Below are 21,056 nucleotides of genomic sequence, written 5' to 3'. Positions count from 1 at the left end.
TCATGAACAACGTTAATACTCGATTCCATAAAACGGTGGTTTATTCCATTGTTGGGATCATGCTCATCCCGATTTTAGCGACCTTTGTCTATTCGCTTTCATCACGCTGGGGCGCCACGGTGCTTCCAGATGGTTTCACTTTTGATTGGTACGTTAAATTGCTGACCGACCCACGCTTTTTGCAAGCGTTTGGGCGTTCGCTGTTTATTTGTATTGCTTCGCTAACCCTCAGTGTGATTCTAGTTCTGCCAGCGATATTCGTGGTGTTTTACTACTTTCCGAAGCTCGATAAGCTCATGAACGTATTGATTTTGCTACCATTCGCTGTACCACCAGTGGTGTCCTCCGTCGGCTTGCTTCAACTTTATGCTGACAGTGAAATCTCCCTTATCGGTACTCCTTGGATTCTAGTAGGTACTTACTTCACCATAGCGTTACCGTTCATGTATCGTGCGATTTCTAATAGCTTCGAAGCAATTAACCTTAACGATTTAATGGACGCTGCACACTTGCTAGGGGCAAGCACAACCAAAGCGTTTTTGATGGTCATTTTACCTAACCTCAAAAAAGGACTGATGGCATCGCTTTTCCTTTCATTTTCATTTCTATTGGGAGAGTTTGTGTTCGCCAATATTTTAGTCGGCACACGTTATGAAACCCTGCAAATCTACTTGTATAACATGCGTCAGACGAGCGGCCACTTTACGTCTGCCTTAGTGATGACCTACTTCCTATTTATTTTTTTACTGACTTGGTTGGCAAGTCGTTTCAGCCGAGGAGTCAAACAATGAGCTACGTAACAGCGAAAAATCTGACTAAACGTTTTGGTGATAACACCGTATTTGAGGACATTCACTTTAACATCGAGCAAGGTGAATTCATTACGCTTTTGGGCCCTAGCGGTTGTGGTAAATCGACACTACTTCGCAGCCTTGCTGGGCTTAACCCTGTCGATGGAGGCGAGGTTTGGGTAAACGGAGAAGATATCACGCATCAAGTCCCGCAAGAGCGTGGTATTGGGATGGTCTTTCAATCGTATGCGCTGTTTCCCAATATGACCGTCGAAGGCAACATTGCATTTGGCTTAAAAATGAAAAAGCTTGCGAATGATGATATTCGACGTGAAGTGGCTAAAGTCATCAAACTGGTGGATCTGGCAGGTAAAGAAAAACACTATCCGCATCAACTTTCTGGCGGTCAGCGCCAGCGTGTCGCACTCGCTCGAGCATTGGTGGTGAAACCTCGCATATTATTGCTTGATGAGCCACTTTCTGCGCTTGATGCCAAAATCCGCAAACACCTTCGTCAGCAAATCCGAGACATTCAGAAAGAGATGAATCTCACCACTATCTTCGTAACTCATGACCAAGAAGAGGCGATGATTATGTCTGATCGTATCTTCCTAATGAGTAAAGGGGAAATTGTTCAAGCAGGAACACCTGAAGAAATTTATACTCATCCTGCTAACGAGTTTGTGGCCGGTTTCATGGGGCACTACAACCTTGTAGAGGCCAATAAAGCCAAGCAACTCTTCAACATTGATACCGAATGGAAAGTAGCGATTCGCCCAGAGTCTATATATGTAAAAGAGCAAGGTCGTCAATATGATAGCCACATCTCAGCGCCACAAGTAGGTACGATCACCAACCACCAGCTTCTAGGTAATGTTATTCGCTATCAAGTGAACGTTGAAGAGTGTGAGCTCACTGTTGACTTACTTAACCGCTCTTCAGAACGCTTACTAGCGAATGGCAGCCAACTAGAACTACTCTTTAACCTAAACGAAATTCAACCAGTGAGAGCCTAAACATGTCCAAACCTTTGTATGTTTTTGATATGGATGAAACCCTAATAAACGCTGACTGCGCAATGATTTGGAACGAGTTTATGGTTGAGAAAGGCATCGCGACTGATCCTTTATTTATTATGGAAGATCAGCGTCTAATGGCCTTGTACTCTGAAGGCAAAATGGACATGGAAGATTACCTAGCGTTCTCCATGAAGCCACTAGAAAACATGCCGATTGAAGAAGTAAACGCCTTGGTTGAAGAATGTGTTGAAAGCCATATTTTGCCTAAACAGTTCCCTCAAGCCAAAACCCTGATTGAGCAACTGTCTCGTGATGGTATAGATATGGTTATCATCTCTGCCAGCGTCACTTTTTTGGTGGAAGCCGTTGGTCGCCGTCTTAATATTCCAACCGCACTCGGAATTGATTTAATCGAGAAAAACAACCGTTATACTGCTGAAATCGACGGTATCCCGAGTTATCGTGAAGGCAAAGTCACGCGATTAAAACAGTGGCTAGAAAATCAGCCTGAGCCTTATTCCGAAATCCATTTCTATACCGATTCAATCAACGATTTACCGCTTTGTGAATACGCGAACTACGCTTATCTGGTAAATCCATGCCCACAACTAAAAGAACACGCCAACAGACCGAATTGGAGTGTGTTAAGTTGGGGGTGATACAGCCTCACAAGACCGTTCTTCCTAAGTATATACTTTTCTATTTGTTCAAAGAGCAGTTCTTTCTGCTCTTTTTTACTTCTCTTCATCACAAATTAATCACTTGATTAAATACTGATTAATTTTTCACATGTCGCATGAGAAATCAGCGTCTTATAATTAATCAAATGTTTAATATTTTGAGAGAAGATTGTGACGGAAGCGCATCGAAGGGCGGGAAGACCCACAGATAATATCGACGCAAGGAAAAAACTGATTTTCCACGCGCGCGAACTCTTCACCATTATGGCTTACGACAAGGTCTCTACTCGCCTAGTCGCGCAGAAAGCAGGCGTGAACGTGGCGATGATTCGTTACTACTTTGGCAACAAAGAAGGCTTGTTCGAGACCATGTTGCGCGAAACACTGTCACCGATGCAAAAGCAGATGCAGACGTTGGTATCCAACAGTAACGAGCAAAACTTTCTCGATCTAATGCGCACCTACTACCGCGAAATGATCAAGGTACCACAGTTCCCACGCTTAGTTGCCCAAGTTATGAATATGCCCCCATCGGAAACCCAACGCAAACTGCTCGAAAAAGTCTTCGCAGATATCAGCAAGCCAATGCAAGGCGTGATCTTTGATAAGTTGATCGACAGTGGCGTTTTACGAAAAGACGCCGACCCTCAACTTTGTCGCGTCTCTTACATCAGCTTGATGGTGTTTCCTTTTATGGCACCACCAGCACTGCTCGCCATTCATGGCATTGAACTTTCTGAAGCCTTCTTGAACCGATTATTCGAACACAACATACAACTGATGAAACATGGATTTTTAGACTCGGGCGACCAATATGAAAGTAAATAAAAAGCTGCTGTTCTTTCCTGCTCTTGCGGTGGGGGTCGTCATTCTGTTTTTGGCGATTAGCCTCAAACCAGATTTGCCCGTAAAACCCTCTGGAGATCGTGCACGGTTGGTCGAGACGATTCCACTTGAGCTAAAAGCCATTGCTCCAGTAGCCATAGGGTTTGGCAAGATCACCCCAAAAGTGGAATGGAAAGCGATAGCCGAAGTGACGGGTAAAGTGGTCTACCGCCATCCGCAACTGGAAAAAGGACAAGTGTTGCAAGCAGGGACAGAAATCTTGCGCATCGACCCGCTCGATTACGAGTTGAAACTGGTTCAAGCTCAAGCCGATCTCAAATCTGCCCAAACCTCTCTGGCTAAGCTGAACCAAGAAGAAGCGAATCTCAAAAGCACCCTCAAGATAGAAGCCAACCGTCTGGTTATCGCCAACAAAGAGTTAGACCGTAAACAAAACCTACGTAAGAAAGGCTTAACCTCGCAATCGGATGTAGATCAGCAAGAGCAAAGCGCGCTCTCTCAACGTAAGTTAGTACTGGATATTGAAAATCAAATTGGTTTGATGCCGGATGAGAAACGAGTCGCGGAAGCCCTAGTTAAAGTTAATGCATCAAAAGTGGATGAGGCCGAACGCTCGCTTGATAAAACCATCATCACGCTTCCTTACGATTTGCGTATTGCTGACGTAGAAATTGAGAAAAAGCAAGTGGTTAACCTCCAACAAACCATGGTGACAGGACATGGTATTGATGTCATGGAAGTGGAAGCTCAACTATCCATTCATGACATGCAAACTTTGGCGGCGAGCATCGGTGAGTTTGTCCGCGATGAATCTGGTATTCCACAACCTGACATGAATGCGATTCATGCCAACATTGAACTCAGCAGCGGTAACCTCTCTGCAAGCTGGCCTGCGAAAGTTGCACGCATCAGTGAAACGGTTGATCCAAGCCAAGCGACTGCCGGTGTGATTCTGGAAATTGAACAAGACTACCGTGCATTAAACCCAGCGTCTGCGCCTCCATTGGTGAACGGCATGTTTGTGCGAGCCCTAATTGAGGGGCAAGAGAACCCGAGTTGGGTTATCCCAGAGCGTGCGCTTCATGGCGATAAGATTTACCTGATGGGAGATGACAACCGTCTGCAAGTCGTCACGGTTGAAGTGTTATATCGTCGCAATAACCAAGTGGTGATCGATGGTGAACTAGAGCAAGGTCAGAAGCTGATCATCAACGATTTGCTGCCTGCGATTAACGGCATGCTATTGAAAGAGTCACCTGAACAGTCAGAAACAGCTATTGAGGAGTCTGATTCATGATCCGATTCTTCGCCAAGCACCCAACAGCAGCCAATTTGCTGATGCTAACGCTGCTGATATTGGGGATTTCTTCACTTTCCACGATTAAGCGTGAAACTTTTCCTGAGTTTGATCCGCCCTACATCCTAGCTGGTGTGGTTTACCCCGGCGCTTCCCCTCAAGAGGTAGAAGAGAGCATCTGTATCCGAATGGAAGATGCTGTCGATGGCCTTGCCAACATTAAAGAAACTCAGTGTGAAGCGATTGAAGGCTCTGCGCGTCTTATCTTAAAACTGAATGAAGAAGCCGACATTGGGCGCATGTTGGTTGATGTTCAAACCCAGATCAACTCGATAAACGACTTCCCACAAGAGATTGAATCTCCTGTGGTCCAAGAGCTCGATTGGAACGAGCCAGTTGTGGATGTCGCCATCACCGCAGATACCACATGGCCAGAGCTAAAAGCGTATGCCGAACAGCTTAAACGCACGTTAAAAATCGATTACGATGTCTCTTTGGTTGAAGTTGCTGGCTTCTCTGACCACCAATACCGAGTAGAGCTAGACACTCACGCTATCCGACAACTTGGTTTGAGTGTTGGTGATATTGCGGAGCAGATTGGTCGTCAGAACGTCAAGTTGCCAAGTGGTAATGTCGAGACACCAGATAAGAACTTTCTGATCCGCTTTGATGAACGACGTGTGACGCCGGAAGAGCTTGAGACTATCGTCGTGGGCTCTGGTACAAATGGCTCAATCATCCGTCTAAGAGATATTGCGACGATTACCGACCGGTTTGAATTGGACGAACAGAAAGTCCTCTTCGATGGTCACCCTTCTGCCCTACTAAAAGTCAGCAAAAACAAAGAAGATGACGCACTGCGTATCAAGGAACGGGTTGCTCAATTTGTAGAAGAACAACAAGCTATCGCGCCAGACGGTGTGATGCTACAAATGACCAATGACCTTTCATCCGTACTTTGGGATCGCCTGACCATGATGGTCAAAAACGGTTGGCAAGGTATCATTCTGGTTTTCGCCACCATGTGGTTGTTCTTTAGTTTTCGCTACTCTTTTTGGGTCGCAGCTGGTTTGCCCGTAGCCTTCTTAGGTGGCTTATTTTTGATGGCGCAACTTGACCTGTCCATCAACATCATGTCTTTGGTCGGGTTACTCATGGCCATCGGTATCATGATGGATGATGCCATCGTTATTGCCGAATCGATTGCCGCTCACCTCGACCGAGGAGAAGAGATCGATGATGCCGTTATCAAAGGAGTGAAAAAGGTACTGCCAGGGGTAATTTCTTCCTTCCTAACTACGGTGTGTATCTTTGGTAGCTTGTTATTCCTGCAAGGTGAAATGGGTGCGGTACTTAAAGCAGTTCCTCAAGTTCTAATCCTCGTTTTGAGTTTGAGTTTGGTGGAAGCCTTCTTGATCCTACCTAACCACCTTTCTCACTCACTATACAAACAGAAACAAGAGCGAAAGACACCGAAGTTCAAACAAAAGCTGCTCGCTTCTTTTGAAAACTTCCGCAACACCACCTTGGTCAACGCAGTGGATAAAGTGGTCGAGTATCGCTATGCCTTTATGGGTGGCGTAGTTGCATTACTTCTTATCTCCGCTGCCACGTTAGTAGGTGGTTTACTCAAGTTCCAACCCTTCCCTGAATTGGATGGCGACATTGCAGAAGCGCGCATTATTCTTCCTCCGGGTTCTTCTCTGTCTCAAACTGAAGCCGTCGTCGATAAGATCGTCGCTTCCGCTCAAAAGCTAGATAAAGAATGGACAGAGAACGTGGAAGGCGGCAATCCATTGGTTCTACACATCACCAGTCAATTCAACGCTAACGCCGACGCGAATGAATCTGGCCCTCACATTGCCACGGTACGTCTGGATTTGCTGGGTGCAGAGAGTCGTAACACACTCATCGATGAATTTATCGATGCATGGCGTGAAGACATTGGTGAACTTGCCGATCCTATCTCGTTGGTATTTAAACAACCGACCATGGGGCCAGGTGGACGAGCGATTGAAATTCGAGCGAAACATGATGATCTGGATGCGCTCAAAGCGGCCTCTATCGACATTCAGCAATACTTGAATGAATTTGACGGTGTCCATGGCGTGTTGGATGACATGCGTATGGGTAAAGAAGAAGTCTTGGTTAAACTTCGTCCTGGGGCGGAAGCTTATGGTATTAACGGTCAGCTCATTGCCAATCAATTGCGTGCGGCTTTCTTTGGCCAAACCGCAGACGAGATCCAAGTTGGGGTAGAAAACATTTCCATCGAAGTTCGCCTCGATAAAGCGCAAGCTGGTGACTTACAGCAATTGGCAAACTTCCCAATAATCTTGTCCGATGGTAGTCAAATCCCACTCGCGACCATTGCAACTTTGGATTTCCAGCGTAATTACGTAAGAATCCAGCGCATTGATGGCTTGCGCACTGTGAGCGTATTCGGCGATATCGATAATACGAAGGCCAACTCAACCGCCATTATTCGTCAGTTCCAACAAGATGAAGCGCCAAAGCTTACGCAAAAGTATCCTGGTCTTCGCTTTGATTTTGAAGGCGAAGCCAAAGATACCGCTGAAACTGGGGCATCAATGGGTAAAGGCTTCTTGCTCGGTTTGTTTGGCGTGTTTGCGATTCTGAGTTACCAATTCCGCAGTTATTTGGAACCATTCGTGGTCATGCTTGCGATTCCCCTCGCCTTTATTGGCGTGGTATGGGGACACATCCTACTCGGTCACTCATTAAGTATGCCAAGTATGATGGGCTTCGTCTCATTAGCAGGGATTGTGGTGAATGACTCGATTCTGTTAGTTCAGTACATACGCCATCATGTGGATGAAGGGGATAATGTGCATGACTCGGTAGTCAAAGCCAGTCGGGAACGCTTTAGAGCAGTATTCCTAACATCAATGACCACTGCAGCAGGTTTGCTTCCGTTACTGACTGAAACCAGTTTGCAAGCACAGGTTATCCAACCACTGGTTATCTCCATCGTGTTTGGTATTTTCGCATCCACTCTGCTGGTGTTGTTTATGATCCCTGCTGCGTATGCCATTTTAGCTGACTTCGGCCTAGTCCATAAGCACGAAGAAATCTAAAACGACTGATAAGTAAACTTATCAAAATGAACAAGAGCGGATTAGGTCGCTTTTCGTTCAATACCAACACGTTAAAAAATACACAATCACTTAACAAACAGAGGGTTATTGTGTCTCATTAAGTGTGAATATGAACAGTTAAGGATTAAGTATGTTGAGCTTTATATAACCAAATCAAATAACCAACACAAGATTTATAATATGTCTTATTGTCAAAAACGGAATTTCACAGAGTAAAAAATACACGTAGGCAACACATTCACAATTTAAACTCACGATAATGAAAACATTGATTGAAGAATTAACATTTTAACAATCATTACAACAATGTTAACTTTAGCCTCGTTGGTCGCGCTGGTGGTAAGCCTCTCACCAAGCCTATTGTCAGTTTTATATGGACGTTCGACCACCTCCAAAATGAATAGACACCCAATTTGGTGCCCTTTTTTCGCCCGTGAAAGCATTCTTCGCGGGCTTTTTTCTTCCCACTGAAATGGGCTTAATCTGCGTTAGTTTCTTTGCTCAATCTCTCTGTTTTTCCAGTCGTATACGATTCGATTACCGGAGACAAGTCCAGTAATTCCAATACTTTTTTTTCAAAGGTTTCATCAGCACTTCTCACCCAATCTAAAAACTTTTGCTTAGCAAACATCGATTCGTACTTATACCAAAACTCGATGCTCAGGTAGAATTCATTTTTTATGGGTAAATTGTATACTCTTCGTAATTCACTCTTATACTTAATATTACCTTCTGAGTATTTTGAGTATTTGTTTTTTCCAACTTCAACTAGCTCACAATTTATTGGTGGATAACCACTTAAGAAACCTCTAATTAAATATTCTTCTTTTTCTCTTTTTCGGTCTTCACTTTCTGGAATTTCTCCCCATTGTTTATTCGCACGCTTAGTCAATTCTTTCATCAAGTCTGTATGATACCCCCTCATAGAGCCTTCACTTTGCTCCGGGGCATGATAAAAATCATAATACTCTCTCTCTAAAAATGAGGACAATTGACTAATATTATCCATATCTTCTTCAGCAGACTTAACCCGCAGCCTAATATATAATCCACCTTGTTTGTTAATAGGAAGCAAAGGGTTTAATATTTTCTTCTGAAACAAAAAATATACCGTAGCTAATTTTATAAACCTTTCATGCCTCTCTATTTTTGATTCAACATCGAACTGTTCTAAATTAACAAGATCCTGGTATACATGTCCTTCATATATGTTGTTCGGACACTCAAATGACAGCACTAAGTCATCTATCTGGAACGCATTATGTAATAAGTCAGAGAAATCCGGCTTTCCTCTAAAACCATCTTTACACATTTTAATAAAACTCATATGTCTATCTCTTACTCTTCAAATATGCATCAATACCTTTAAACGAACGCCTGCAATATGAGTTCTAATTCAAGTAAAGGTAAGCCACATACTAAGGTATTATGAAGGTCAAAAAGGAGATCGGATCTTTTCAAAATTTTAAATATCTAACATCACCTCCACTTTACTGAAATCTACACTTTTAAAAGTTACATCCGCTCCATCCAGCAATAGCTCATCAAACACGCCAACTATTGATAATAGGCTTGAGGATCTGATCTCCACCCATGAAATGAGAAACAAAAAAGCCAGCCTTAAAAGGCTGGCAAGTAGAGCAACAAGGTCAGTGCTTACTGCTAACTAACACCGAACTCGTATTGGATTCATTTTCGTCTGTTAGTCTCTTTTATCGTCGTTTATGACTTGCTTGCTTTCTCTTTGTGGCACGTTACCTTTACTAACTGTTCTTGCTCATCTTTAATGTTTTTCACGATACGCTCATCACGTGCGTGAATGGCATCCATGTTCATTTGCTGAATATCTGCTATAGCTTCATGTTTCATCTCAGAAAAGTCCTGACGTAAATCTGAGCTCCACTCCTCTTTGTCTAAAGTGTTAGCAGCAGCGATTGGTGATGACATTACAGCAATAAGACTTAGAGTAGATAGAAATACGCTTTTCATAATAAGCTCCTTGAGGATTAGCAGTTAATTTTAATTACAATTTATATATTGCACATACGATGCCAACTTTTATTTTGTTATTTTTCAAAAACTTAAACAAACCCTCATATTCAACGTTATCTTCGTCTGGTAAATTTCGCTAACCAAGTGTCAAATTAACCATACGAATTTAAAATATTAGAAACATACACATTAGAAATGCTTTGTCAGACAGTTTTCTCATCAGATAATTACGTAACTGCCCACTAAAAAATCACTTTGAATCAAAATGCGGAAACAAAAAAGCAGCCCGAAGGCTGCTCCTAATCGTTAATATCAAGCTTGTTAACTCGATACGCTTGCTTCAACGCTCGACGTCACTGGCGACTTTCTGAAACGATTAATCAAACGATGGATAAACCTCTTAATGGATCTGAAAATATTTTTAATATCTTCAAGCATTAAATACAAACAAGGCACCAACACTAAAGTCAGAACCGTTGCGTACAACACCGCAAAGCCCAAAGCGACAGCCATCGGTATGACAAAACGCGCCTGCAAACTCGTTTCAAACATTATCGGCAATACACCCGCAAACGTCGTTATTGAGGTGAGCGTGATAGCTCGAAAACGAGCACAACCCGCTTCAACAACCGCTTGTTTGATGTTCATACCCTTTTCTCTCACTTGGTTTACGTAATCTGTCATAACCAGAGAGTCGTTTATAACCACGCCAGCAGCGGCGATCAAACCAAATGTCGACATCATACTGATGTCTAAACCTAGCCAGAAGTGGCCCCAAATCGCCCCCGTCAGACTAAACGGAATGACGGACATTACAATCAAAGGTTGGGTATAACTTTTTAACGGTACAGCTAACAAGATGTAGACGATGATCATGCCTGCAATAAAGAACAAAATCTGTTCATTACGCTGCGCAGCCTGCTCTTCAATATCACCACCCAATTCTGTTTTCACACTCGAGAACGCTTGCTTCATATCCGGTAAGATATTGTCGTCAATGACCTTCACGATTTCTTGAGGTTCAACCAATTCTTCGTCTATCGAACCATAGACATAAACGGTTTGATACCCGCCTTCACGTCGAATGCTACTCACGCCCGGCTGCTCGTTGATCTTCACCACATCACCTAGCATGACCTTCTTACCTGCTGGTGTGGTAATCACAGCGTAACGCAATGATGAGAATGCTTCACGCGTCAGTTGCGGGTAACGCACCATAACTTTAATTTCTTCACCATCACGAATAATGCGCTGTGCTTCGCCACCATAAAAGCTGCCACCAACTTGCTCTGCGATCATGGTGAGATCCAGACCGAGATCGTACGCTACAGGCGCAAGAGACAGGAGTACTTCTTTGCTTCCAGAATCAATAGAAGATGAAATATCATATAACCCTTCTTCCTGCTGTAAACGCTCTATCAAGTAACGCCCAGCCTCGTTGAGCTCATTGATGTTAGAACCAAACAACAAGTAGCCAAACTCATCTCTGTCACCACCACCCGCACTCTGCTCGCGGATTTTGATGCTCTTCATACCTGGAATAACAGGCATAGCTTCACGCCAACGTCGAGCCAGCTCAAATGTATTGAACGGGCGTAACTCTTCATCAACCAAAGGTACTAATACACGACCTTCGGTGCGGCTTCTGTTGTACGACAGCACATCACGAATCATTCCTTGACCATGTTCTGCAATGGTCTCAGATTCGATCTTTTGCATGACACGTTCAATAGTCTTGAGTGCACTGATTGTCTGCTCACTTGAAACGGTATCATTCATTTCAATAGTGATCGCAGGATAGTCGGTCGGCACTTTAGGGTTAGGGATCACCCGAACATAATTCGCGTTGATCAAAGCCGCGCTGATCAGCAGTAAACCACAGAACACCGCAAACACTGTCCAGCGCCAATGGGTGCATGTTGTTACAAAGTTACGATACAGACCGTTTACAAAGCCGAAGAAACGTTGGTTGAAACGATCTCGCCATCCACCAGGTTTGACTGGTTTAAAATGGGTATGCGCCAAGTGCGCTGGTAGGATCAACTTTGATTCAATCAAACTGAAGATCAAACACAGAATCACGACACCAGCAATGCCGTAAAAGAAAGCGCTATCAATACCACTCGAAAGCAAGAATGGTGCGAATACAGCAATCGTTGTCAGAACACCAAATGTCGCTGGCGTAGCAACACGTTTGACACCGCGTACCACGTTCTCGACACCGCCGCCTTTTTCTTCAATTTCGCTGTAAGCGCTCTCTCCCATCACGATGGCGTCATCAACTACAATACCGAGCACCATAATGAAGGCAAAAAGAGACACGATGTTTACCGTGATTCCTAATGCAGGCATCATCATTACGGCACCGAGAAAACAGACAGGTAGCCCAATCATTACCCACATAGCCAAGCGGAAACGTAGGAAAATGGTCAGCATAATCGCGACTAATGCAGCGCCTTGCAGCAAGTTTTTCAACATCATGTCGAGACGCCCATTTAAATAATAAGTCGTATCAACTAAGACTTTGAGCTTAACATCCTGCGGTAATGTCTTGTTTTTTGCTTCAATATAATTACGAACGGACTGTGCAACAGGGATAATGTTCTGGTCACGAGTTGCTTCAACAGACATGTAGATCGCATTTTGACCTGAGTATTCAAAGTAGCGCTCTTCTTCCGTAAAGCCATCTTTTATTGTGGCAATATCTTGCAACAGAACCTTTGCACCATTTGCGCCAAGCTTTACAGGAATATTTCTAAACTCATCACCACGGTAGTATTGGTTTTCAATCCTTACTGCAATCATCCCTGAGTTTGTTTTTACTTCGCCCGCAGAAAAGTTGGCTGAGTAACGGCTGATCGCGCTGCTGATATCGCTCAACGTCAGGTCGTATTTACGAAGAACAAGTGGGTCAACTTCAATCGCTATTTCTTCTTCTGGCGCACTCAGATACACCAGCATGACGTTTTCTAACTGAAGTAATTCATCTTCGATTTGCTTAGCAAGCAGTTTAAGCTCCTCGAGCGGTCGGTCCCCAACTAACCCCATTTCGATTACATCTTGGCGCCATTCAACTTGGTAGACATTGATTGGTTCCATACCCGCTGGTAAGTTAGACAAGGTATCAATACGTTGGTTTACATCATCCAAGACACGCTTGATATCGGCATTAACGTCTACCTCGATGGAAACATACGCGCTACCTCTAGAGGCCGTTGAGACTGCTTTTTTAATCCCGGTGACGTCTTTAATCGATTCCTCGACCTTAACGAGAATACTCTCTTCTATCTCTTGAGGAGAAGCGCCAGGATAAGTCGCACGAACATCAATGTAGTTCACCTCAATATTCGGAAACATCTGCCTTTGAATAAAGAGAAAACTCACCACACCCATGATAATGATGAACACCATCAAAAGGTTGGCAGCGACGGGATTATTCGCAAAATAGGCAATTAAGCCCTTTTGTTTAGTATCTTCCATGACATACTCCTACTTACTGTACGACGGTTTCGGAGTCGTCACTCTTTTTTGCGATTTGTACCGCCATGCCTTTTTGAGGGTACTCTGGTAAGGTCAGTACCAACTTATCACTTTGCTCTAAACCTTCGCCAACCAGCAAAAACTCACCTTCTGCTCTCAAAACCGTGACGGTTCTGGGTTGAAGTTGATTATCGCCATTCACCACCCACACGGTACGGTTTTTAACTAATTCCTGTGGCAAGCGGTAGATGTGCTTAAGTTCCTTACCAGTGAAGCTCACTTCAACGTAGGAGCCGAATTTAATTGGAGGCAGCTGGTTATCGACACCGTATGGGTCCGCGATTTGAATGACCATGTTAATCATTCGGGTAGCGCTATCAATCATGCCTAGATCACGAACTACTCGACCTTCTCTAGTGGTAGAAAACACACCTTGCTGCGTCACTGTCGCAGTGAGTTCACCAATGGATTCAGGTAAAAATGCACTATCAAAACCGGCAATGGGTACGTGCACCTCTGCCACTTCGATGTTGTTTAACGTGGCAACTCGAGAACCAGATGTAACAAATTGACCAACACCAATATCACGCTCAACAACCAGCGCATCGTAAGGTGCAACGACTTTGCAATTTTCTAACTCTCTTTTTGCTCGTTTGAGTGCCGCTTGAGCCGACTTCACTTGGGCTTGTGCGCTCAAAACGTGAGGTTTGCGTAAATACAGATCCGTCACTTGCTTATCGCTCAGTCTCTTTGCCTGACGTTTTGCCACTTCGGCTTTCGCTTGTTCCTCAATCAAGTTTGCGCGTGCACTAGCTAAATCGGCTTCAGCTTGTAAAACCGACGCTTCATAGTTGTCGCTTTCAATTGTGAAAAGAACCTCTCCTCGTTTCACGATGCCACCCGTTACAAAATTCGGGTGCCAACTTATCACTTCACCACTGACTTGCGCGGAAAGGTGTGTTTTTTCAAAAGGGACTAATTCACCGTGACTGGTAATCACCACTTTGTGATCGGTAGGAAAAAGAGAAGAAGCCTGAACAGTAGGTTCTGTAATTGCATCTTTGGTTGACTCTTTTTCCGGCGCAGTTGCGGCAATTGCAGCATATCCTGCATAAGAGCCTCCAACGACGACGAAGGGTAAAAGCCAACGTAATATGGGTTTTGCTAACATCGAAAATCCTTTTTTATTGTTGTTTTCAACACCACACTTTTATTCAGTCCATTGCTCCCGGTAAGCATGGTGGTGAGAGAATTGAATTTGAATAAACATCAAAGCGGCACTTGCCTAGTCTTTTAAGCAGCTAACTAGATAGTTATTGCCAATTCAAAGTTAATAAAATTAACAAAAAATTAACCAACTGCGCAAGTTGCTCTGACTTAACTTTTATTCTAAACAGCAAATGACATGCCAAGCATTTATTTATTAAAAAATCATATGGTTATATAAAAACCATTATTTTATCCAGTGTGCTATTGGTCATAATCACCAGATATTAGTGATTATGACCAATACGGCCATAATGATAATTAAAATAAATGATTATCTGCGCTCTAAAAGTTGAACTTAGTGCAGGCTCTATGGCAATTCATTGATTAATCGCTCGTTATCAAACGGTTCTGGGTGCATGTGGCGTCAGCTTAAGTCTATAATTTGGAGTAGGTAACACTCTGTAAGACAAGGAAATGTGCTTTGTTACAAACACTCGCCAAGTTGCTCTTCCCCTCGCTGCTCACTCTTTTATCGGCATGCTCATCCGTATCGTTGAATGACGCCAGTGAAAAGTCCACCAGCTTTCAGCTCGGTTATCAAAAGGATTCTGTTCTTGCGCAGTACTTTGAAGCTTACGGGAGAGACCCCAAGTCCATAACTGGCTTTGCACCGTTAAATCAGGGACACGATGCCCTTCTTGCTCGAACCTCTTTGATCGAGTCCGCCCAGAAAAGCCTTGATCTTCAATACTATATTTACCGCGGTGACGAAACGAGTCAGCTAATAACGTGGCGCTTGTATGAAGCGGCAAAGCGTGGTGTTCGAGTAAGGCTGTTGCTTGACGATATGCAAAAGCGAAACGACGATGTGATGGCTGCCCTCAATGCACATCCTAATATAGAAATCCGCTTATTTAACCCGCATCAGTATCGCGACTCCCGTTGGTTCGCTCTTGCTAGCGATTTTGAACGTCTTAATCGTCGTATGCACAATAAGTCTCTGATTGCAGACAGTGTTTCCGCCATTGTCGGAGGTAGAAATATCGGCAATGAATACTTCTCTTTTGAATCGCAAGTTGAGTTTGGTGATTTTGATCTTCTGCTCTATGGTGAGGCGGTACAACAAACTGCCGATCAGTTCGACCTCTACTGGAATAGCGCCTATTCGATACCAATGGAATGGATTACACCGAATTCACAGCAAATTACCGACCAAGCGATTCAAAAGCAGGTCAATAAACTCCGGTTAGAGGAAAAGTTTTCAACCGGCCGCTATGACTTCACTCAACTGGATATGTACCAAGATCTAAAACAAGGCAAACTCAAGCTCTACTGGGGAGAAGCGAAAGTATGGTTTGATCTGCCCGATAAAGTCGCGACCCGAGAGAGCCAACTTATTGATAATTTGTCGGAACTGGTTAAAAGTGTTGAGGATTCATTTGTGCTCATTTCTCCCTATTTCGTTCCAACTGAAGCAGGTACTCAAGCATTAAGTAACGCGGCCAAGCGAGGCGTTGATATCACGATTGTGACCAATAGCCTCGCGTCTAACGATGTGTTTGCCGTGCATGGTTGGTACGCAAAATATCGAAAAGATCTACTCGAAGCTGGAATCAAGCTTTGGGAAGTAAAAGCGAGCGCGAAACTCAAAAGTAAGTGGAGCCTCACGGGGAGTAGCAGAGCAAGTTTACACGCTAAAGCAATGACGATTGATAACAAAACACTTTTCGTTGGTTCAATGAACTGGGACCCACGTTCGGCAGCTTTGAATACCGAAATGGCCGTTGTTATAGAACAGCCAGAATATGTGCAAATGTTTCTAGAACAACTGCCGAATCAACTGTCGAGTAACGCCTACGCCTTAACTCTGCGCGACGGGGACATTGTCTGGATCGACGTAAAAACAGGCGAAGAATACGACTCCGAACCAGAAGCAGGAGTATGGCGAAAAATGGGCGCTTGGTTCTCCGGAATATTACCGATTGAAGATCAGCTATAACAGCTGCCAATACTGCAAACCTCCCCAGTCAAGCAAAACAAAATGGACGCTAGTTTTGGGCAGGGGACACAACCAACATAAGGAAGTTCAATGCCAGCGCAATGGAATGAATACTATCAGAAAATTTTAAGCCAACCTCACCGCCCAAACGTGGAGAATGCCGTAAACCGACTTAAGATAGAAGGCAAAGTCGCTCTCGATATTGGCTGCGGAATAGGTCGAGACAGCCACTTTCTCCTCGAACAGGGATTTAAGGTTCACGCATGTGATAGCAATGAAGATGCAGTAAAAACTTGTTTAACACGCTTTGAAGGTAATAAGCGATTTTCAGTTTCGCAGTGCTGTTTTACTGAATTTAATTACCCTCAGTACAGCTTGGTTATCGCAAATGCCAGTTTGTTCTTTTGCCCTGACACAGGCTTCAAACAAGTCTGGACAAAAATAGACAGCGCATTACAACCGGGCGGTATCTTCTGCGGCGATTTCTTGGGAGTGAAAGACTCGTGGGTTACCTCCGAAATGCATCCAAACATTACCGCATTAACAAAAAAGGAAGTGGAAAGCTTATTCGAGGGTTACGACCTCATTTCATTGCATGAAAGAGATGAAGACGAGACCACTGTAGTAGGAAGCCAAAAACATTGGCATATGTTTAGTGTGACCGCTCGAAAGCGCTAAAAATGGTCTCTCAATAAAGAAAGCAGCACTTCAAATCAGTGCTGCTATCAGAGATTAATTGACGGGATACACCACTTCAAAACGCTCTAAAACCAGCGTACGTTTCTCATGCCAATCGATGTTCAACTCATCGCATTCAGCTTTAAAAAATGCAGTATGAGAATCACGCCACCAGTTTAAGGTTCTATCACCTTCGCCTTCTGCGAAGGCAAACTCTGCGGTTACATCCTCATATTTGCATGTACTTACGTCAGTAATTCGTATCACGCAAACCGGGTCCCCATCCCAATTCGTCACTACTTGTAAATGACCGACTTGGGGCATGGTTTCACCATGTTCTCGATACCAAAGCTCCAAACTGCACGATGCAGTTTTCTGTCCAATACGAACCAAATCTGCGCATACATTCGCGTTGTATTCATCGGCACAATAATAGTCAGCACTGACTGATGGTACAGCTTCCCTTTGTTCTGGTGATAATAGTTCTAGGAATTGTTCTAAGTAATCCTTAGCTCGCGCGTCCATGCTCACTCCATTAATCATAAATTCGCAAGGAGGATAAAAGATATCACAACAAATAACCATCAGGAACAAACTGAAAAACAACAAGAATATGACTTCTACGAAGACGACTGTTATTTCTTTTGTAATAACTTTGCTAAACGTTTGTGCTATTTGCTATTGTTGCATGGTCTATCTGTACTCTTCTCGTGAAAGGACGTTATATGCGCTTATTTATTGGTATTTTTTTCTCGCTGATACTTGCCTTGCCAACAATGGCATCGGAGGAAAAGTATTCAGAATCGGATCTGTTAGATAGACCATTAATGGAACGCTATATTTTAGATGAACTAAAAGCGCTGCGTCAGGACTATCAAAGCCTAGAAAAGCGAATGATCACAGAGATCACCGATCGCGAGCTAACGGTCGCAGATAAATCGTTGAACTATGCCAACGTGACCGTTACATACTTCTTCTACATCATTGCTGGTGTCGCATCGCTGATTGCCTTTGTCGGATGGCAATCTCTGCGCGAGTTTAAACACAACACCAAAGAGATGGCTGATAAACGATTGGAGAAGATCGCCCAAGAATACGAGAAAAAGTTTGTCGCCCTTGAGCGAGATTTAAAACGCAAAACTCGCATTATCAGCGAAAACAACAAAGAGATTGAGAAAATCAACGAGATCCATAACTTATGGCTACGTGCACAAAGCTCTCAAACTCCAGAACAACGTATTGAGATCTATGATGAAATCTTATTAATTCGTCCAGGTGATTTAGAAGCGTTGACTTACAAAGCCGACGCAGCGATGGAAATCAACGAATACCATTGGGCACTTAGCATTTGTAACCGCGTACTTGAAGTCGATTACACCAACGGCCCTGCACTGTATCAACGCGCGTGTGCATACTCTCGCCTTGGTATCGAAGAGCAAGCTATTGAAGACTTGGAACGCGCAATTGAATACAGCCCATCCATTCGTGATTTACTTGCCGAAGAACGAGACCTCGAATTGCTGCACGGTAATGAGCGTTTTGAAAAGCTCTTACATCTAGCAAGCGAATAATGGAATAAACAGCATGAGCAGCCACTTTAATCTAGAAGACGCTAGCCAAGTATTGGTTGGCGCTTTTGCCCTAGCAGTCCCGATCTCATTTTCGGAGGAAGCGTGGCGATTGGGTGAGAGCCTACCAATGGCAAACTTGCTCATGCTGTTAAGTCTTTCTGTCATTTTCCTCAGTTTTTTCGCGTATCAAAGCGTGTTTCAAAGCCACATCAAGAATCGCGTATCCATCTTTATTTTTCGTGTGGTTATCGCGTACCTCATTGCGGCCGTTGTGGTAGCGTTAGTTCTTTTCTGTCTTGATAAACTGCCACTCATGAATGAGCCTTTGGTTGCGATAAAACGCGTTATCGTCATCACAATGCCTGCTTCGATGGGCGCGATCGTAGTCGACAGTTTCGACAAAGAATAGAGATAATCGCTACTCTTCTTCTAACGTTAAGTTCGACCCCGAGTGGTCTTTCCCTAATACATCTTCTGGGTTTCGAAGTGCGCAGGTTTCTAACGACAAGCACCCGCAGCCAATGCATCCGCCTAAATCGTTTTGCAACGCTTTAAGTTTTTGAATCTTTTGTTCTAACTGTTCATGCCAATGGCTTGCCATTTCTTCCCATTGCGCTTTGTTAGGGGCTTGGTGTTTCGGCAGTTCATCTAACGCATGTTTAATTTCTTCTAACGACAACCCAACTTGCTGCGCTGCTTTGATCACCGCAACACGGCGCAACACACTGCGATGGTAGCGACGCTGATTACCTTGATTTCTCCAGCTCGAAATCAGTCCTTTTTGCTCGTAAAAATGTAGGGCAGATACTTTCACTCCAGAACGTTTTGCCACTTCTCCTACGCTGATTTCCATCCTTGACTCCCTGCGTATCAATTTTGTTAAAAAAATGCTTTACCTCAAGTTTACTTGAGGTTTTAAAGTTGCACCATCTTAATTAACGCTAAACCCCGGCGATCTCAAGATAATGTATTCAGCGCGAACGACTTGGTTGTTAACCACAAGACAGTTGGACATCAACCTTTTGAAATCCATCGGGAGTTAGAGGCAAACATAATGAAAAATAAAACTCAGCCGTACTTAGCTGGCCGCTTCTTCGACAGTATCTCCTCTGGCTTATTCATGATGGCGCTGCCATGGGTCATGCTTTCCGAACCTAACATGGGCACTTTCGTAGCTTTAGTTTCTCTGAGCTGCACCGCGATTTCTTTTCTAGCAACGCCTTTCTTTTCCACTTTAATTGACCGACATTCACGCAAAGTACTACTCGTGCTCAATCAATGGATTCAATCGGGTATGGCTTTGGTGGTGTTCATTGCTTATTGGTTAGGGTTTGAGTCACACTGGTTGCTGGCTTTTGCGCAATTGGTGTATTGGGTTTCGAGTAATTTTGCATGGACGACCAACAACGCCTTCACCCAAGAAAATTATCAGCACCATGAGTATGCGAAAATTTCGGGTCAGCAAGAAATTGTAATGCAATCCACAACCCTCGGAGCTGGCGCGTTGGGTATTGTTTTGCTTGAAATGTGGGGTATGTAAGAGTTTGCTTTGTTTGCGGCCAGCGCCTCTGCGTTAGCAGCGATGTTCTATATTCTGACGCCTTATACCCAACAATTAAGGGCGTCAAAATCCGTTGCTTTCATCGCGCAACTCAAAGAGAGCAAACAAATATTCCGTCTCGAACCCCGATTTTATGGCTTTATTCTGCTCTCTTGCCTCTCTTATCCTGCATTGACGTATTTGAGCAAACTGGTGCCGATTTGGTTTTCTGAACAAGGCATCTCTGGCGATTGGTTTGCAGGGTTCAACATCAGTTTTGGCCTCGGTTCGTTGCTAACCGGCTTTATTGTCACCAAAGTGCTAAGCCGTGCCTCCCATAGCCACATTATGTTCGCTTCGATGGTTATGGTATCTTTTGCGCTTATCGGGATGAGTTTTGCGATGAGCCCGCTGACCATCTTATTGTTTACGGCGCTGTTTGGCGTATTTAACGCGCTAAATCGCATTGCGAGAGTCAACTGGATGCATCACACCGTAGCGGTTCATCAACGAGGTCGCGTCGATGGCGGCATCAGCATGTTTGCCACCACCATTCAATCTCTCAGTTACGTCCTGATTGCAATGTTGAGTCATTACGAACTAACACAATACGGTTTTGCAATCGCAGCTGCTGTCATGGTGTTAGCAGTGATTTTGATGGGATTACTCAGTCGAGACGTCGAGCCGTTTAACGACCTGCCCCTTCATGCAGCAGCAAAGTGAAGCATAGAAATTGAGAAGTTGAGAAATTGAAAAAGCGAGATAGGAAGGCAACCAACATCGTCTTCCTATTTTTTACGCCAGCACTTTTGCCTCTATCGCTTATCAGCAAGGT

Annotated in this window: 16 protein-coding genes and 1 pseudogene; 11 read left to right on the top strand and 6 right to left on the bottom strand. The window is 44.0% G+C overall.

All coding sequences use genetic code 11. The features are described from left to right. Positions 1-2 precede the first annotated feature (2 nt). From R7Q39_RS10080 to R7Q39_RS10055, 6 genes are all read left to right on the top strand, one after another. The gene (locus tag R7Q39_RS10080; protein ID WP_025767984.1) at positions 3-791 is read left to right on the top strand and encodes an ABC transporter permease; all 789 of its coding nucleotides are present in this window, start codon (positions 3-5) and stop codon (positions 789-791) included. Continuing rightward, positions 788-1,807 (top strand): ABC transporter ATP-binding protein, encoded by a 1,020-nt coding sequence (locus R7Q39_RS10075; RefSeq protein ID WP_025767985.1) that lies wholly within the window; start codon positions 788-790, stop codon positions 1,805-1,807. The genes R7Q39_RS10080 and R7Q39_RS10075 overlap by 4 nt, the downstream gene beginning before the upstream one ends. Positions 1,808-1,809: 2 nt before the next feature. After that, entirely contained in the window at positions 1,810-2,469 is a 660-nt protein-coding gene (locus R7Q39_RS10070; protein ID WP_017633566.1) for an HAD family hydrolase, read from the top strand. Between the two features lie 192 nt (positions 2,470-2,661). Continuing rightward, positions 2,662-3,318, top strand: a complete 657-nt coding sequence (locus R7Q39_RS10065) for a TetR/AcrR family transcriptional regulator (protein ID WP_318076040.1) — start codon at positions 2,662-2,664, stop codon at positions 3,316-3,318. Further along, complete coding sequence (locus R7Q39_RS10060) at positions 3,305-4,633, top strand: HlyD family secretion protein (RefSeq protein ID WP_318076039.1); 1,329 nt, start codon at positions 3,305-3,307, stop codon at positions 4,631-4,633. Before R7Q39_RS10065 ends, R7Q39_RS10060 begins: the two co-directional genes overlap by 14 nt. Next, a complete protein-coding gene (locus R7Q39_RS10055; protein WP_318076038.1) occupies positions 4,630-7,731 on the top strand; it encodes an efflux RND transporter permease subunit in 3,102 nt (1,033 codons plus the stop codon). The genes R7Q39_RS10060 and R7Q39_RS10055 overlap by 4 nt, the downstream gene beginning before the upstream one ends. A gap of 499 nt (positions 7,732-8,230) precedes the next feature. Here the strand turns inward: R7Q39_RS10055 and R7Q39_RS10050 are convergent, their stop codons facing one another. From R7Q39_RS10050 to R7Q39_RS10035, 4 genes are all read right to left on the bottom strand, one after another. After that, a complete protein-coding gene (locus R7Q39_RS10050) occupies positions 8,231-9,079 on the bottom strand; it encodes a DNAase (RefSeq protein ID WP_318076037.1) in 849 nt (282 codons plus the stop codon). Positions 9,080-9,474: 395 nt separating this feature from the next. Continuing rightward, on the bottom strand, positions 9,475-9,741 hold the full coding sequence (locus tag R7Q39_RS10045; protein WP_005373876.1) for a hypothetical protein: 267 nt from the start codon (positions 9,739-9,741) through the stop codon (positions 9,475-9,477). Positions 9,742-10,065: 324 nt separating this feature from the next. Beyond that, positions 10,066-13,224 carry an efflux RND transporter permease subunit gene (locus R7Q39_RS10040; protein ID WP_318076036.1) on the bottom strand — a complete coding sequence of 1,053 codons (3,159 nt, stop codon included), beginning with the start codon at positions 13,222-13,224 and terminating at the stop codon, positions 10,066-10,068. 13 nt (positions 13,225-13,237) lie between these two features. Continuing rightward, positions 13,238-14,395 (bottom strand): efflux RND transporter periplasmic adaptor subunit, encoded by a 1,158-nt coding sequence (locus R7Q39_RS10035; protein ID WP_149192155.1) that lies wholly within the window; start codon positions 14,393-14,395, stop codon positions 13,238-13,240. Between the two features lie 519 nt (positions 14,396-14,914). Between R7Q39_RS10035 and R7Q39_RS10030 the strand changes: the two genes are divergently transcribed. Together R7Q39_RS10030 and R7Q39_RS10025 are read left to right on the top strand one after the other, a co-directional pair. After that, a complete protein-coding gene (locus R7Q39_RS10030; protein ID WP_042523291.1) occupies positions 14,915-16,432 on the top strand; it encodes a phospholipase D family protein in 1,518 nt (505 codons plus the stop codon). A 90-nt stretch (positions 16,433-16,522) separates the two neighbouring features. Continuing rightward, positions 16,523-17,110 carry a class I SAM-dependent methyltransferase gene (locus R7Q39_RS10025; protein ID WP_318076035.1) on the top strand — a complete coding sequence of 196 codons (588 nt, stop codon included), beginning with the start codon at positions 16,523-16,525 and terminating at the stop codon, positions 17,108-17,110. A gap of 54 nt (positions 17,111-17,164) precedes the next feature. Here R7Q39_RS10025 and R7Q39_RS10020 read toward each other — a convergent pair whose 3' ends face one another. Next, entirely contained in the window at positions 17,165-17,635 is a 471-nt protein-coding gene (locus tag R7Q39_RS10020) for an ASCH domain-containing protein (RefSeq protein WP_138939740.1), read from the bottom strand. Positions 17,636-17,835: 200 nt separating this feature from the next. Here R7Q39_RS10020 and R7Q39_RS10015 point away from each other — a divergent pair, with 200 nt between their 5' ends. Then, positions 17,836-18,681 (top strand): tetratricopeptide repeat protein, encoded by an 846-nt coding sequence (locus tag R7Q39_RS10015; RefSeq protein ID WP_005373890.1) that lies wholly within the window; start codon positions 17,836-17,838, stop codon positions 18,679-18,681. 13 nt (positions 18,682-18,694) lie between these two features. Continuing rightward, complete coding sequence (locus tag R7Q39_RS10010) at positions 18,695-19,090, top strand: DUF2391 family protein (protein WP_005373896.1); 396 nt, start codon at positions 18,695-18,697, stop codon at positions 19,088-19,090. 9 nt (positions 19,091-19,099) lie between these two features. Here R7Q39_RS10010 and soxR read toward each other — a convergent pair whose 3' ends face one another. Continuing rightward, positions 19,100-19,534, bottom strand: a complete 435-nt coding sequence (gene soxR, locus R7Q39_RS10005; protein WP_005373898.1) for a redox-sensitive transcriptional activator SoxR — start codon at positions 19,532-19,534, stop codon at positions 19,100-19,102. 201 nt (positions 19,535-19,735) lie between these two features. On the opposite strand from soxR, the pseudogene R7Q39_RS10000 reads away from it, so the two are divergent. Beyond that, positions 19,736-20,944 (top strand): annotated as a pseudogene (locus tag R7Q39_RS10000) (MFS transporter). The last annotated feature ends 112 nt before the right edge of the window (positions 20,945-21,056 follow it).

Source organism: Vibrio sp. 947, assembly GCF_033339115.1.
GTDB classification, from domain to species: Bacteria; Pseudomonadota; Gammaproteobacteria; order Enterobacterales; family Vibrionaceae; genus Vibrio; species Vibrio alginolyticus.
Note: the sequence above shows the minus strand (reverse complement) of the source record. Positions and strands in the feature narration are given on the sequence as shown.

What these genes read in the sequence shown, in the direction of transcription:
- R7Q39_RS10080 (WP_025767984.1), top strand. Translation starts at nt 3, where the DNA reads ATGAACAACGTTAATACTCGATTCCATAAAACGGTGGTTTATTCCATT.
- R7Q39_RS10010 (WP_005373896.1), top strand. Translation starts at nt 18,695, where the DNA reads ATGAGCAGCCACTTTAATCTAGAAGACGCTAGCCAAGTATTGGTTGGC.
- R7Q39_RS10045 (WP_005373876.1), bottom strand. Translation starts at nt 9,741, where the DNA reads ATGAAAAGCGTATTTCTATCTACTCTAAGTCTTATTGCTGTAATGTCA.
- R7Q39_RS10075 (WP_025767985.1), top strand. Translation starts at nt 788, where the DNA reads ATGAGCTACGTAACAGCGAAAAATCTGACTAAACGTTTTGGTGATAAC.
- R7Q39_RS10070 (WP_017633566.1), top strand. Translation starts at nt 1,810, where the DNA reads ATGTCCAAACCTTTGTATGTTTTTGATATGGATGAAACCCTAATAAAC.
- R7Q39_RS10040 (WP_318076036.1), bottom strand. Translation starts at nt 13,224, where the DNA reads ATGGAAGATACTAAACAAAAGGGCTTAATTGCCTATTTTGCGAATAAT.
- soxR (WP_005373898.1), bottom strand. Translation starts at nt 19,534, where the DNA reads ATGGAAATCAGCGTAGGAGAAGTGGCAAAACGTTCTGGAGTGAAAGTA.
- R7Q39_RS10050 (WP_318076037.1), bottom strand. Translation starts at nt 9,079, where the DNA reads ATGAGTTTTATTAAAATGTGTAAAGATGGTTTTAGAGGAAAGCCGGAT.
- R7Q39_RS10020 (WP_138939740.1), bottom strand. Translation starts at nt 17,635, where the DNA reads ATGGACGCGCGAGCTAAGGATTACTTAGAACAATTCCTAGAACTATTA.
- R7Q39_RS10060 (WP_318076039.1), top strand. Translation starts at nt 3,305, where the DNA reads ATGAAAGTAAATAAAAAGCTGCTGTTCTTTCCTGCTCTTGCGGTGGGG.
- R7Q39_RS10025 (WP_318076035.1), top strand. Translation starts at nt 16,523, where the DNA reads ATGCCAGCGCAATGGAATGAATACTATCAGAAAATTTTAAGCCAACCT.
- R7Q39_RS10035 (WP_149192155.1), bottom strand. Translation starts at nt 14,395, where the DNA reads ATGTTAGCAAAACCCATATTACGTTGGCTTTTACCCTTCGTCGTCGTT.
- R7Q39_RS10055 (WP_318076038.1), top strand. Translation starts at nt 4,630, where the DNA reads ATGATCCGATTCTTCGCCAAGCACCCAACAGCAGCCAATTTGCTGATG.
- R7Q39_RS10015 (WP_005373890.1), top strand. Translation starts at nt 17,836, where the DNA reads ATGCGCTTATTTATTGGTATTTTTTTCTCGCTGATACTTGCCTTGCCA.